The sequence below is a fragment of the Rhodoferax sp. OV413 genome, from assembly GCF_900104385.1.
Lineage (GTDB): Bacteria > Pseudomonadota > Gammaproteobacteria > Burkholderiales > Burkholderiaceae_C > Rhodoferax_B.
This window is the reverse complement of record NZ_FNJA01000002.1, coordinates 197963-212014: the sequence shown is the minus strand read 5'-3', so window position 1 is coordinate 212014 and position 14052 is coordinate 197963. Positions and strand designations below refer to the sequence as shown.

Genomic DNA, 14052 nt, shown 5'->3' with positions numbered 1-14052 from the left:
TGTCAATCGGGGAATGCAGATTGTTAACAATCTGCATTTTTTCTTGCACTGCGCCAGCTTCGCGGTTACACCGTGCAGCGGCGGTGCGCATGTGCACGCCGACCTTTGCGGTCGGCGCAGAGCGCAGCAAGGCACCGCCGGAACATCCGGGCATGCGCGGCACACCCTGCCGCCCGATGGGCTTGGATGGTCAGACACATACACATTTCAACCCCTTATTCGGGAGCTACATCTGATGAATATTCCAACCGCCAAGGTGGCCGAGCTGAGTGACGACGCACGCATCTTGCAGGGCATGGGTTACACCCAGGAACTGTCGCGCAGCATGAAGCCGTTCTCCAATTTCGCGATCTCGTTTTCCATCATCTGCATCCTGTCCGGCGGCATCAATTCGCTGTCGCAGGGTATCTCGGGCGTCGGTGGCGCAGCCATTGGCATCGGCTGGCTGATTGGCAGCGCGATCAGTTTTGTGTTTGCGCTGGGCATGGCGCAGATCGGTTCGGCCTATCCCACCGCCGGGGGCTTGTACCACTGGAGTTCCATCCTGGGTGGGCGCGGCTGGGGCTGGCTGACCGCCTGGCTGAACCTGCTGGGCCTGGTAACCGTGCTGGGTGCGATCAACGTGGGCACCTTCTACTTTTTCATCGGCGCCTTTGGCCCGGCACTAGGCTGGGAGCCTACGTTTACCACGCAAGCCAGCTTTGTGATCGGCATCACCGCGCTGCAGGCGCTGGCCAACCACGTGGGCATCAAACTCACTGCCTTCCTGACCGACATCAGCGGCTACCTGATCTTTGCCACCGCGATCGCACTGACCATTGCGCTGCTGGCCTTTGCGCCCAGCTACGACTTCGCCCGGCTGGTCACCTTCAAAAACTACAGCGGGCCGGCCGGCGGCGACGTCTGGCCCGCGACCGACAGCCTGTGGATGCTGTTCGGCTTGGGCCTGCTGCTGCCGATCTACACCATCACCGGCTTTGACGCATCCGCCCATACCGCCGAGGAAACCGTGGGCGCCTCGCGCGCCGTGCCCAAGGGCATCGTCACCTCGGTGCTGTATTCGTCGCTGTTCGGCTACCTGATGCTGTGCGCATTTGTCATCGCCATTCCGGACATGGACAAGGCCGCGGCCAGCGGCGGCAATGTGTTTTTTGCGACGATGGAAGCCGTGCTGCCGATGCCGCTGAAGACCGCTTTGTACGTGGCCATCACCGCGTCACAGTTTCTGTGCGGGCTGGCTACGGTGACCTCGGCCTCGCGGATGATTTTTGCCTTTGCCCGCGACGGCGGCCTGCCTGCGTCCAGCGCACTGAAACGGGTGCACAGCACGCTGCGCTCGCCGGTGGCGGCGATCTGGACCGCGGCCACCATCGCGGTGCTGTTTACGCTGTACACCCCGGCCTACACCACCATCGTGTCGGTGACGGTGATCTTCATCTTCATCTCATACGGGCTGCCAGTGGCACTCGGCGGCATCGCCTATGGCCGCAGCTGGACCAAGATGGGCCCCTGGGACATGGGACCGGCGTACCGGCTGGTAGCGCTGCTGGTGGTGGCCAGTGTGGCGCTGATTCTGTTCCTGGGCGTGCAGCCGCCGAACGACGCGGCGTTGAAGATCACGCTGGTGTTTCTGGCGCTGACGGCGGTGGTCTGGTTCGGCTTCGAACGCCGCCGTTTCAAGGGCCCGCCGGTCACCAGCCTGGGCCGGCGCTAAGGCGAAACCGCCGCAATCTGTGATCCAATTCGGGCCATGCAAGCCGCCGCTCCCCACCAGACCATTGCCCTGCTGCAAAGCAGCTCGCTGACCAGTGTGGTGCAGCAAGAGATTGAGCGTGCCATCCTGGCCGGTGAATACAGCCCCGGCACCAAGCTGATCGAGGCCACGCTGGCGCTGAAACTCGGCGTTTCGCGCGGCCCGGTGCGCGAGGCCTTTCGCATGCTCGAAGAAGGCGGCCTGGTGCGGGTGGAGAAGAACCGCGGCGTGTTTGTGCGCGACATCCACACCGACGAGGCGGTAGAAATCTTTGACCTGCGCGCCCAGCTGGACGAGCTGGTGGGCCGCCAGCTGGCACTGCGCATCACGCCGGCCGAGCTGAAGGAAATCAAGGCCATGGTCACCGCCATGGAGCGCAAGGTGAAGTCCAAGGATGCCTACAACTACCACCTGCTGAACCTGCAATTCCACGACCGGCTGGTGGAGCTGGCCGGCAACCGCAAGCTCACCGAGATTTACCGCAAGCTGATCAAGGAACTGTCGCTGTTCCGCCGGCTGAACCTGGCCGATGGCTGGCTGATGCCTATCACCGCCAGCGAACACCGCCCCATCGTCGACGCCATCGCCTCCCGCGACCCCGAAGCCGCCGGCCGCGCGATGTTCGACCACGCCATGGAGAGCAAGGCCCGCACGGTCACCCACGACCTGAGCCGCGCCGCTACAGAAGCCGAGACCGCGCCGGTGCCCAAGCGCCGAAAAAGCGCAGCCTGAATCTCGCCGGACCCAAGGCCTGGCCAGGCCTTGGTCAGGCTTTCTCGTCCACCCGCGCTTGCAGGGCTGCGGCCAATTGGGAAATGACCGCATCCCAGCCCCCCCCAGCCGGTTGGCGGAACAGCCGCAACACCCCCGGGTACCAGGGCGAGTCGCTGCGCTCGGTCAGCCAGCGCCAGTCGGTCAAATAGTCGGGCAGCAGCAACCACACCGGTTTGCCCAGAGCGCCGGCCAGGTGGGCGACAGCGGTGTCCACCGTGATCAGCAGGTCCAGCTGGTCGAGGATGGCGGCGGTGTCGGCAAAGTCGCGGATCTGCGGGCCTAGCGCGGTGGCCAGCCCAGGGGCGGATTCGGCTTCTCCCGCGCCTTTTTGCAGGCTGATGAAGCACACCCCCGCCCGCTCGGCCAGCGCCAGCACAGGTTGCAGCGTGGCCAGGCTGGGCAGCGAACGCTCGGCATCGTTTTCAAACTTTGGGTTGCCCTTCCAGACCAGGCCGACGCGCAAGCGCCCGGCCGGCAGCCGGGGCGCCCATTCGGCGCGCAACGCTGGTTCGGCGCGCAGATAGGGCAGCGCGGCCGGAATGCTGTCCAGCCGCGTCTGGCAGTAGTAGGGCAGGCTGAGCAGCGGGGTCCAGTAGTCCCAGCGGCCGGTGGGCAGGTCTTCGTCAAAGCCCAGCAGCGCGTCCACGCCGGGCAGCGTCGCCAGCAGGCGTTTCAGCGGCGGGTGGCACAGCAGGGTCACGTGGCCGGCGCCGCGCACCTTCAGCTCGGCGGTATAGCGGCCAAACTGCAGCATGTCGCCATGCCCGGCCTCGTAGCCAATCAGCACCGACTGGCCGGCCAGCGGCTCGCCCTGCCAGCGCGGGCAGTCCATGTGCGCGGCCAGGGCCGCATACCAGTCGCGCGACTCGAAGTGCGCCCAGCCTTCCTCCAGCCGGCCCTGGCGCAGCAGCAAATAGGCCAGGTTGAAGCGGGTCTTGGCGTGCTGGGGGTCCAGCGCCAGGGCTTCGAGGCAGCAGTCTTCGGACTCCTGCTCCAGGCCCATGCGGGCGTAGACCACCGCCAGGTTGCACCAGGTGTCGGGGTCGTCGCGGCGCAGCCGCAGCGCCTGGGCGCAGGCCACCTCGGCATCGTCCAGCTGGCGCTGCAGGATCAGCACGCCGGCCAGATTGAGGTAGGTGGGCGCCAACGTGGGGTTGTGGGCGATGGACTGGCGGTAGCTGGCCACCGCCTGGTCGAGCGCGCCGCGGGCCTCCAGCGCCAGGCCCAGGTTGGCATGGGCTTCGGCCAGGGTCGGCGCCAAGGCCAGGGCCTGGCGCAGGCTGGCCTCGGCACCCGCGGCATCGCCGGCCGCCAGGCGCCGCGTGCCGTCGAAGAACAGCGCCTCGGCGCTGGAAGCTGTGTCTGCCATCGGGTAAAACTCCTCTGTCGCGCATGGTACGCGGTACCGATTTCATCCTAAAAACATAGCAGCTTGCGCAGGCAGAATAAGCGCTGCAGCCCTGTTTTATCTAAATTTACACCGCAAGCACGGCCAAGCCTTAGGATCAGCCATCCACGCAAGGAGACACGATGTTCACAGGAATTCTGGTGACCAAGGACGACGCGGGCCACCGCGCCACGCTGCAGGACATCGACGATGGCCTGCTCGGCGAGGGCGATGTCACGCTGCGCGTCGAATGGTCTACGCTGAACTACAAGGACGGGCTGGCCATCACCGGCCAATCGCCGGTGGTGCGGCGCTTCCCGCTGGTGCCGGGCATCGACTTTGCGGGCACGGTGGTGCACAGCAGCCACCCGGCCTGGCGCCCCGGCGACCAGGCCATCCTGAACGGCTGGGGCGTGGGCGAAAGCCATAGCGGCGGCCTGGCCCAGATGGCGCGGGTGCACGGCGACTGGCTGGTCGACCTGCCGCCGGTGTTCAGCACCCGCCAGGCCATGGCCATAGGCACGGCCGGCTATACCGCCATGCTTTGCGTGCTGGCGCTGGAAAAGCACGGCATCCGCCCGGCGGACGGCGAGATCCTGGTGACCGGCGCCAACGGCGGCGTGGGCAGCGTGGCCATCGCCTTGCTGGCCGGGCTGGGCTACACGGTGGTGGCGTCTACAGGCCGGGCCTCGGAAGCCGACTACCTGCAGTCGCTGGGTGCCGCCCGCATCATCGACCGGGCCGAGCTCGGTGCCCCCGGCAAGCCGCTGGGCAAGGAGCGCTGGGCCGGCGTGGTCGATGCGGTCGGCAGCCACACCCTGGCCAATGCCTGCGCGACGACCAAGTACCGCGGCGCGGTTGCCGCCTGCGGGCTGGCCGGCGGCATGGATTTCCCAGCCAGCGTGGCGCCCTTCATTCTGCGCGGCATCACCCTGTATGGCATCGACAGCGTGATGGCCCCGCTGGCACTGCGCCAGCAGGCCTGGCAGCGGCTGGCCAGCGACCTGGACGTGGCCAAGCTGGAGGCGATCACGCAGGAGATTGGCCTGTCGGAAGCGATTGCCGTGGGCACCGCACTGCTCCAAGGATCGGTGCGCGGGCGGGTGGTGGTGGATGTGCAGCGCGGCCTGGCAGCGGGGAGCGGGCTGCATGCCGGTCGATGACCCCAACCTGGCCTGGGTACTGCTGGGCAAGGGGCTCGACCTCTACCAGGATGGCGTGTTCATCACCGGCGCGGAGGGGCGCTTCGTCTATGTGAACGATGCCGCCACCCGCGCCTTGGAATACAGCCGCGAAGCGCTGCTGACCATGGGGCCGCCGGACATAGACCCGAATATCTCCAGGGAGCGGTGCCTGGAAATACTGCAGAGCCCCCAGGGTCAGGCCTTCGTCATCGACACGGTGCACCAGACGCACAGCGGCAAACGGATTGCCGTGCAAGTGCATGGCGTGACTCTGCGACGGGAGGGGCGGTTGTTTGCCGTGTCCATCGTCCGCGATATGACGGAAGCCCAGCGGATGCAGCAAGCCCTGCAGCAGCGCCAGCAGTATTGGCGCACCTTGCTCGACGAGTTTCCCTTTTTTGTCTGGCTCAAGGACGAACACAGCCGCCTGCTGGCGGCCAACACCGCCTACGCCAGGGTGGCGCGGGTGGCTTCCACCGCGGAGCTGGAAGGTCGGACCGAATTCGAGTTCTTTCCGAAGGATCTGGCAGAGATGTACGTGGCCGACGACCAGGCCGTCATGGCGGCGGGCGTGGCCCACTACGTGGAGGAGCTGTATGTCGATGAGCATGACCAACGGCGCTGGATGGAGGTGTGGAAGTCCCCGCTGCACGAGCACGGCAAGGTGGTCGGCACGGTCGGCTATTCCCGCGACATCACGGACCGCAAGCATACGGAGAGTGAACTCCAGAAGGCCTTGGCCTTTACGCAGGGGGTCATTGATGCCTTCCCGGACCTGTTGTTCGAAACCGACCGGGCCGGCCGCTACCTGAACGTATGGACGCGCAACCCCGAGTTACTGGCAGCCAACCGGGAGGCTTTGCTGGGGCGCACGCTGCAAGAAGTGCTGTCGCCCGAGAGCGTGGCGATTGCCGAGATCGCCTACGTAGAGGCGGAACAGACGGGGGTGTCCTTGGGCCATGTGATCTCGGTCATGACCCCTGTGGGCCTGCGCCAGTTTGAGTTGTCGGTATCGCAAATGCGTGCCATCGGAGACCAGGGGCCGCATTTCATAACCGTTTCACGCGATGTGACACAACGGCTGGAGCTGCAGCAGGAGCTGACCAACCGGGAGCACGAATACCGCACCCTGGTCGAAAACTCACCGGATGTGATTGCGCGTTTTGACGTGCAATTTGGCTGCCGCTATGCCAATCCGGTGCTGCTGCAGGCCTTGGGGCGGTCCAGCACCCGGGTGCTCGGATGTTCGCCCGAGGCGCTGTTAGGTGCACAGCCCGGAGCGGTGCTGACGCAGCACTTGGCCTACGTGATGGACAACCGGGAATCGGTTGAGTTTGAGCTGCACTGGGCCGATGCCCTGGACCGCAGCATCTGCAGCTTGGTCAGTTTGACGCCTGAAGTCGGCGACGCTGCCAACGTCAGCAGCGTGTTGATGGTGGGGCGCGATATCAGCCAACTCAAGGCCTACCAGGACAAGATCCACCAGATGGCCTTTTACGACCCGCTGACGGGCATGCCCAACCGCGTGCTGTTCAATGACCGGCTGGCGCAAATGCTGAAGGACGCGGCCTACCACCACTACCAGGCCGGGGTGATGGTGGTGGACCTGGACCGCTTCAAGCAGATCAACGACACCATGGGCCATGCGGCGGGCGACGCCTTGCTGAAAGAAGTGGCCGTGCGCCTGCGTGCCAGTGTGCGCAGCTATGACACCGTGGCCCGGCTGGGTGGCGACGAGTTCGGCATTCTGTTGCCGCAGATCCGGGCCGGCGCCCATCTGGCGCGCGTGGCGGGCAAGGTGCTGGCGGCCTTCAACCAGAGTTTTTGGCTGGAGGGGCGGGAGATTTTCGTGTCCTGCAGCGTCGGTATTGCGGTGTACCCGTCGGACAGCGAGACAGCCGAAGAGTTGCTCAAGTACGCGGACTCCGCGATGTACTCGGCCAAGCGCTTCGGGCGCAACAACTTCCGGTTTTACTCCAAGGACCTGACGGTGCACGCCCAGGAGCGGCTGACGCTGGAGTCCGACCTGCGCCGCGCACTGGAACGCGGCGAGCTGGCGCTGCACTACCAGCCCAAGGTGCTGCTGGAATCTGGCGCGATGGTCGGCTGCGAGGCGCTGTTGCGCTGGACGCACCCCCGCTTGGGCATGGTGTCACCAGAGCAGTTCATCCCGGTGGCAGAAGACTCCGGCTTGATCAACGAGCTGGGCGCCTGGGTGCTGCGCGAATCCTGCCGGACCGCCGTCGCGTGGAATGCTGCTGCAGCCCTGCCGCGCAAAGTGGCGGTCAACCTGTCGGTCCGCCAGATACAGGCGCCGGGCCTGGTACCGCAGGTGCTGGGCATTCTGTCCGAGACCGGCTGCCAGGCCCAGTGGCTCGAATTCGAGATCACCGAAAGCCTGCTGCTGGGCGAAGACAGCATGGTGGTCGGTGCCTTGCAGGCGCTGCGCGACATGGGCATCACCATCGCGATTGACGACTTTGGCACCGGCTATTCGGCCTTGTCCTATCTGGCCCGGTTTCCTATCGACACGCTCAAAATCGATAAATCCTTCATCCACTCGGCCACCACCGACCATTTCCGGGCCGAGCTGGTGCGGGCCATTCTGTCGATTGCACGCTGCCTGAACCAGGTCGTGGTGGCCGAAGGCGTGGAAACGCGGGAACAGGCAGAGTTCCTGGCCGCCGAAGGCTGCCAGCTGGCCCAGGGCTTCCTGTTCAGCGAGGCAGTACCGCTGGAGCAGTTGCTGGCTTTTCCCGGTGCCTGCCTGGTACCCCGCGGCATAGCTCCCAGGCAACCCGCCGAATAACGCACTGCTGGCATCTTCTGCAACCGGCTGCGGGCCCAGGCCGCCGCCGAAGGATGCAATAGACTGGGTGCGCCAGCCATCAACCCCCAGGAGAAGCCCCATGGAAAGCCCTGAAATCACCATCACCCGCACCGTCCACGCGCCGCGCCAAGGGGTCTGGGACATGTTCACCCAGGCCGAGCACATCCAGCACTGGTGGGGACCCAACGGCTTCACCAACACCATCAGCGAAATGGATGTGCGCGTCGGCGGCCTGTGGCGCTATGTGATGCACGGCCCAGCGGGGGCGGACGGTAGTCCGGGCACCGACTACACCAACTGGATCCGCTACGCCGAACTGGAAGCGCCGGCGCGCATGGCCTACGCCCACGGTGGCGACGACCCCGAGCACGCCGAATTCCATGCCGAGGTCACGCTGCAAGACCTGGGCGACAGCACGACCCAGGTCACCTTGCGCCTGCTGCTGGCCAGCGCCGAGCAGCGCGCCCAGCTGGTCGAATTTGGCGCGGTGCAGGGCGGCGAGCAAACCCTGGCGCGGCTGGACGCCTATGTATCGGCCACGCCCGACGCACAGTGCTTTGCCATCGGCCACAGCTTCCAGGCCCCGCTGGCCCAGGTCTGGCAGGCCTGGAGCGAGTCCGAGCGCTTCGCCCAGTGGTGGGGACCGGCCGGCAGCGCCGTGGAAGTCAAGAAGATGGACTTCCGCTCGGGCGGCGAAACCCATTACGCCATGGTCTGGCCCGGCGTACCGCCGATGTGGGGCAAGTTCGTCTACGGCCAGATCGTGCCGCAGCAAAGCATAGAGTTCATCAATTCCTTCTCCAACGAAGCCGGCGACATCACCCGCGCCCCCTTCTTCGACGACTGGCCGCTGCGGGTTTTCAACACCGTAACCTTCAGCGAGCAAGCCGGCCAGACCACCATCAGCCTGCGCGGTGGCCCGATCCAGGCGACCGAGGCCGAACGCAGCCGCTTCGCCGGGCATTTCGATTCCATGACCCAGGGCTTTGGCGGCACGTTTGCCCAGCTGGAAGCGTATTTGCTACGGAAAAAATAGCTGGTTACGCAGGTAGTACCTGCGCTAGAGGCCGATTTTGTTTGAATCCATCACCAACGGATCTGCTCGAACAAACCCATCAGCTTGGCGGCCCGGGCCGCATTGAACTGCCCGACCCAGCCGATGCGGCCCTGCAAATGTCCGCGGAAATCCACCAGGTTGGCATGGTTCTGCGATGCCGGCCCTTGGTGCACGCACTGGTGCAAACAAGCTTTCAGCCGGTCGAAATCCTGCCGCGGCGTATTCGGCTGCGCGTTCACCACCACGCCGGTAATGCGTTGCTGCCGGTGCTGCGGCAGGCAGCGGTTTTTGGCCGGATGCAGGGCAAAACCTTCGTCTTCGGCAATTGCCGCCACCCAGGCCTGCAACGCCCGAAACTGCGGTCGCAAGGCTGCCGGCCCGGAGAACACCAGGTCATCCGCATAGCGGGTGTAGCGGGCGCCAAACGCCCAGGCCAGGCCGTCCAGGCGCAGATCCAGCCCAAAGGCGCACAGGTTCGCCAGGGTCGGCGACGTCGGCGCACCCTGGGGCAAATGGGCCGACCGCAGGCGCTTGGCGCCCAGCCAATCCAGGCCTCCATCGTCGCGCAATCGATCCACCACCATCCTGGCAGTCCGGTGGGTGCACAGCGCAGTCAGGCAACGCGCCACACCGATGGGATAGCCCAGGGTGCGCCACAGCGCCATAACGCGGGCCGCGCCGATGCCACCAAAGAAGTCGCGCAGATCAAACCGGATCACCACCGCCTGGCCTGCATGCATCGCCGCATGGGTGGCGACCGAGCGGCCGGGGACAAAGCCGTGTGCTGCCTCGTGCACGGGAACGTGCTGCAGCAAGCCGGAGTAGACGGCGCGCTGTACCTGTTTCAGGTCTACCTTGGGAATCTCCAGCAGGCGCAAACCGCCGGTACGCTTGGGCAGCAGCTTGTAGCGGTAGTGCTCGGCCCCCAAGGGAGTTTCGGGGCCCAACCAGGCCAAGCGGTCCAGCGGCATCTTCAGCCACTCGGCCAGATCGTGCACGGTCGGCAGATCGGGCAATTCGCAGCCTTCCAGGCCCAGAGGCCGCGGCTGCATGCTCGCCGGGCGCAGTATCAAGCGCCGGATGTGCGGCCGTGCGCCGTTGGCAAAGGCTGCATCGAACGGGCTCTCGGCTTGTATTTCTTCGTCGTCGTTTTCGTCGTCCACTACGGTGGGCTGCCTTGGTGCAGGCGCCAGAATGCGCTGCGTCAGGGAATCAAGGTCCATTTTTTGCCAGCTGACGGCGGGCAGCTGGGCCAGCGGCGCAACAACGGTGTGGAGCCATGCCGGGTTGTCACCCAGCGTGGCAGCAGCCCGCGCCTGCAGGGCGGCTGCACTGGTGCCGCCCGGCTGATCGGAATCGGCCAGCATCGCGCGCGCCAGGCTGCGGGCAATCCAGGTTCGGTAGGAAATGTCGCGCATACACCCCAAAAATAGGTGGCGACCAGCGCGTCAACCAGCAGGTCCGGCGTGGGCAGTCCGCGCAGCATGCGCGTGTGGCGCACGCACCGAGATGGCTCGGTAATAAAACAACCGTGGGGGTACCCCACAGTGCGAGTCAGAACAACGTATTGCCCTGGGCTCACGACACTTGGCGCGCTGGCGCCGAGGCCATTCTACGGGGCGGTCAACACGGCAATACAACCGATGCCAAGCTATCGAATATATAGCTGCTAGCGCAGGTGGCATCTGCGCTAGAGGCCGATTTTTTCTAAATTTTCAGCGGCGATCGCCCGGAATTCTGCGGAGATGCGTGCGTCGCTGGCCACCGCACTCCAGAACACCCGGGCCAGCGCTTTGGCGCGCTCCCAGGCCGGCAGGGTTGCGGTGGTCGGCTGCAGGCGGCCAGTCGCAAAGTCGCGCGGTACCAGCTCGCCGCCGACCGGGGCGTAGAGCATGGGCAGCATGTCGTAGGTGGGCGACAGGGTCCAGTCGTCGTTGTCCAGCAGCAGCGAGATGTTGCCGTAATGCCGGTCGGTGTTGGCGATCAGCACGCCGAAGGCTTCTAGGAAGCGCAAGTGCTCGGCGTCGGCGGCGGTGAGCAGGCCGCGGGCCTGCATGCGTTCGGCGGTGGCGGCCCAGTTGTCCATCGCGCCTACGTATTCGGCGTCGTAGACCATCAGCGAGACCATGCCGATACGACCGTTGGCCGTGCGGTCGAAGCGTTCGGCTTCCAGAAACACCCGGCCCGCGCCGCTGTGGATCTGCGTCTTGGCAGCCGGCACGCCGGCCTGGGCCAGCGTCTGCAGCGCCAGGTGTTCGCAGACCAGTAGGTCGCGGGTGCGCTGGTCGGTAGGCGCGTCGCCAGCCGGCGAGAACTTGACGATCACATGCCGGCCGGCGTTGTTGGTGCAGAACTTGGGCTGCTCGCCGCCGGCCGACGAGCCCGACAGCGTGCCCTGCATCGCCTGCTCGGCCAGCCGGGGATAGTCGTCGGCCGATGCCACGCGCGAGGCGCGCTGGGGCAGGCTGTGGAAGCGTTGGAACGCGGCCTCGCCGACCACCAGATTGCCCGGCAGGTCGTCGCCAAACAGCGCCAGCGCGCGCAGCACGTCGTCGTCGCTCCAGTAGCGCGGGTCGTTGCCCAGCTGCAGGTCCGGGTGCGCATGGGCGAAGGTGCGGCCCATGAAGCCCTGCGGCCGCATGTCGTCCAGAAACCAGGGCAGGCTGTCGAAGCGTTTGCTCAGGCCGTCTTCTTCGTCGACCCAGACCGCGCCACTGGCCAACGGCACCAGGCGGGCAAACGGGCTGGGCCGGCCCTGGGCGTCGATGCGCACCACCGGAATGCTGCGGCCCACATCGCGCACCGTGCGCGGCAGCACATAGCGCTGCGACCGCGCCGCGCCGACCTTGAGCAGCTCACCGGCCTGCAACAGTGGTGCCAGCGCCCGCGACACCGTGGGCTGGCTAACGCCCAGCGCGGCCTGCAGCTCGGCCGCCGACACCACACCGCCGCGCTGGCGCAGCGCTTGCAGGATCTGGGGGGCGAGAGAAGGCATGGTTTTATCTATGGATGAATAGATAAATTTTAAAGTATTCTCAATTTATTCAATAAGTTAACTTGCTTAGTGAATAGATACTTTAGATAAAATTAAGCCTGTCGATGCCGCCGGGCCCGCACGGCCAGCTGCCAGGCGCGTTTGATCGCCGGGCTCAGCCACAGGGCTTGCATGGCCGCATAGGCGATGACGGCGAAGCCAGCGCCCATCAGCGGCAAACCGACCAGCAGCGGCCAACCCATGGCCTGCACCCAGTCCATCAGGCCCGCCATCCAGTCGGCAGCACCGGACCCCATGGTCGGCATGGGCGGCAGCGCATAGGCGCCCGGTAGCACCCACTGGCCCAACTGGAAGGCCAGCATGTACAAGGGCACGATAGTCAGCGGATTGGTGTAGCAGGTAGCCAGCGCGCCGGCAATCGCATTCCCGCGCAGCCAGGCACACAACAAGAAGGTAGCTGGCACCTGCAGCGGCCCGGGGATCAGGCCGCAGAACATGCCTATGGCCACGCCCAAGGCCAACGGGCGGCGGTTGAAGTCGAACACATCGTGCCGGTCCAGCCACGGTCGGGCGCGCTCCAGCATCGGGCCGTGCAGATGGCTGAGCACCTTGGGCTCCAGGCCGCGCAGCCAGTGGCGCACTTGGCGTGAATAGCTGGCCATCAGTGGGCGGGCGGGCCAGGTTTGCGCGAGGTGGCGAGCGAGGCCACGATGGAGGCTGCGATCAGCGCCGCGGTCACCAGCAGGGCGTAGCCGATCGGGATCTTCACCAGGTCGATCAACAGCATCTTGCCGCCGATGAAGATCAGCACCAGCGCCAAGCCGTAGGCCAGCAGGTGGAAGCGGTCCGCCAGGTCGGCCAGCAGAAAGTACAGCGCGCGCAGGCCCAGGATGGCGAAGATGTTGGCGGTCAGTACGATGAACGGGTCGCTGGTGATGGCGAAGATGGCCGGGATGCTGTCCACCGCGAAAATCACGTCGGTGGTACCGATCAGCACCAGCACCACAAACAGCGGCGTGTAGTACTTGACGCCATTGATCTGGGTCGACAGCTTTTCGCCGTCAAACTCGTTGCTGATCTTCATGCGGCCGCGCAAGAAGCGCAGCACCGGGTTTTGCGCAATGTCGGGCTCCTTGCCGGCCGCCAGCCACATCTTGGCGCCGGTGAACACCAGGAACGCGCCAAACACATACAGCAGCCAGTGGAAAGTAGCCAGCAGCCAGGCGCCGGCCAGAATCAGGATGGCGCGCAGCACGATGGCGCCGATGATGCCGGTGATCAGCGCGCGCTTCTGGTACTGGGGCGGCACGCCAAAGTAGCTGAAGATCATCAGGAACACAAAGATGTTGTCCACCGACAGGCTTTTCTCCACCAGGTAGCCGGTGATGAACTGCATGGACACGGTGTTGGCCACCGTGCGCCCCTGGCTGGAGTCCAGGTAGGCCCAGAGCAGGGCCACGAAGACGAAGGCCAGCGAAAACCACAGCACGCTCCAACCGGCGGCCTCTTTCATGGTGACCTGGTGCGCGCCCTGGCGCTCCATCACCCACAGGTCGATACCGATGGCCACCACCACAAAGATGGCAAAGCCCACCCACATCCACCAGGTTCCGATTGTTTCCATGCTCTGGTTCTCCGCTGCGCTGAGGCAAAAATGTTTAAGAGGATGTACCCAGGTCCACCGGGGCCAGTTCCAGGCGCTTCAGCGGCTGGGCATGGGGTGGACGGGACTGCTGCAGGTGCTTGACCACGCGGCCGACGGCGCGCCGAATGGCGGCTTGCAGCGCCGCATACCAGTCGCTGGCGGTGGTCTTGACGACGATGTTGCCACGGCCGCGCAGGTGCAACTGCACCTGGCATTGCTTGTCCACACCGCCGCGTGGGCCGTTGGCGTCGCGGTAGCTGACCCGCACCGTGTCAACGAACACGGCCAGGCGGCGCAAGGCAAAACGCAGCCGCTGTTCGCTGGCCGTACTCAGTTGCTGGGTATCTGCGCCTTGGGTTTCCACAATGATGTGCATGGTGACTCCTTGTTCAGGTGAAAAAACGGGTCCATCAGACCTTGAATGTGT

Annotated in this window: 11 protein-coding genes; 5 read left to right on the top strand and 6 right to left on the bottom strand. The window is 65.4% G+C overall.

Features of this window, described 5'->3' with window-relative positions; genetic code table 11:
- Positions 1-235 precede the first annotated feature (235 nt).
- Together BLT66_RS08400 and BLT66_RS08395 are read left to right on the top strand one after the other, a co-directional pair.
- Complete coding sequence (locus BLT66_RS08400; RefSeq protein WP_092757242.1) at positions 236-1714, top strand: amino acid permease; 1479 nt, start codon at positions 236-238, stop codon at positions 1712-1714.
- A gap of 36 nt (positions 1715-1750) precedes the next feature.
- Complete coding sequence (locus BLT66_RS08395) at positions 1751-2485, top strand: phosphonate utilization associated transcriptional regulator (protein WP_092757241.1); 735 nt, start codon at positions 1751-1753, stop codon at positions 2483-2485.
- 34 nt (positions 2486-2519) lie between these two features.
- Here the strand turns inward: BLT66_RS08395 and BLT66_RS08390 are convergent, their stop codons facing one another.
- A complete protein-coding gene (locus BLT66_RS08390; RefSeq protein ID WP_092757240.1) occupies positions 2520-3896 on the bottom strand; it encodes a tetratricopeptide repeat protein in 1377 nt (458 codons plus the stop codon).
- A gap of 161 nt (positions 3897-4057) precedes the next feature.
- Between BLT66_RS08390 and BLT66_RS08385 the strand changes: the two genes are divergently transcribed.
- The 3 genes from BLT66_RS08385 to BLT66_RS08375 all read left to right on the top strand — a co-directional run bounded on the left by BLT66_RS08385 (position 4058) and on the right by BLT66_RS08375 (position 8964).
- Positions 4058-5077, top strand: coding sequence for an acrylyl-CoA reductase (NADPH) (locus BLT66_RS08385; RefSeq protein ID WP_092757239.1), 1020 nt, complete (start codon positions 4058-4060; stop codon positions 5075-5077).
- The gene (locus BLT66_RS08380; protein WP_176955015.1) at positions 5064-7907 is read left to right on the top strand and encodes a bifunctional diguanylate cyclase/phosphodiesterase; all 2844 of its coding nucleotides are present in this window, start codon (positions 5064-5066) and stop codon (positions 7905-7907) included. Before BLT66_RS08385 ends, BLT66_RS08380 begins: the two co-directional genes overlap by 14 nt.
- 100 nt (positions 7908-8007) lie before the next feature.
- Entirely contained in the window at positions 8008-8964 is a 957-nt protein-coding gene (locus BLT66_RS08375; protein WP_092757237.1) for an SRPBCC family protein, read from the top strand.
- Positions 8965-9014: 50 nt separating this feature from the next.
- On the opposite strand, the gene BLT66_RS08370 is transcribed toward BLT66_RS08375, so the two are convergent.
- The 5 genes from BLT66_RS08370 to BLT66_RS08350 all read right to left on the bottom strand — a co-directional run bounded on the left by BLT66_RS08370 (position 9015) and on the right by BLT66_RS08350 (position 14001).
- Positions 9015-10403, bottom strand: coding sequence for a reverse transcriptase family protein (locus BLT66_RS08370; RefSeq protein WP_092757236.1), 1389 nt, complete (start codon positions 10401-10403; stop codon positions 9015-9017).
- Positions 10404-10675: 272 nt separating this feature from the next.
- Positions 10676-11980 carry a type II toxin-antitoxin system HipA family toxin YjjJ gene (gene yjjJ, locus BLT66_RS08365; RefSeq protein ID WP_092757235.1) on the bottom strand — a complete coding sequence of 435 codons (1305 nt, stop codon included), beginning with the start codon at positions 11978-11980 and terminating at the stop codon, positions 10676-10678.
- A gap of 92 nt (positions 11981-12072) precedes the next feature.
- Positions 12073-12642 carry a DUF2062 domain-containing protein gene (locus BLT66_RS08360; RefSeq protein WP_092757234.1) on the bottom strand — a complete coding sequence of 190 codons (570 nt, stop codon included), beginning with the start codon at positions 12640-12642 and terminating at the stop codon, positions 12073-12075.
- Complete coding sequence (locus BLT66_RS08355) at positions 12642-13604, bottom strand: TerC family protein (protein ID WP_092757233.1); 963 nt, start codon at positions 13602-13604, stop codon at positions 12642-12644. The genes BLT66_RS08360 and BLT66_RS08355 overlap by 1 nt, the downstream gene beginning before the upstream one ends.
- A 34-nt stretch (positions 13605-13638) precedes the next feature.
- Positions 13639-14001: an HPF/RaiA family ribosome-associated protein gene (locus tag BLT66_RS08350; protein ID WP_092757232.1), complete on the bottom strand. Its 363-nt coding sequence runs from the start codon at positions 13999-14001 to the stop codon at positions 13639-13641.
- Positions 14002-14052 lie beyond the last annotated feature (51 nt).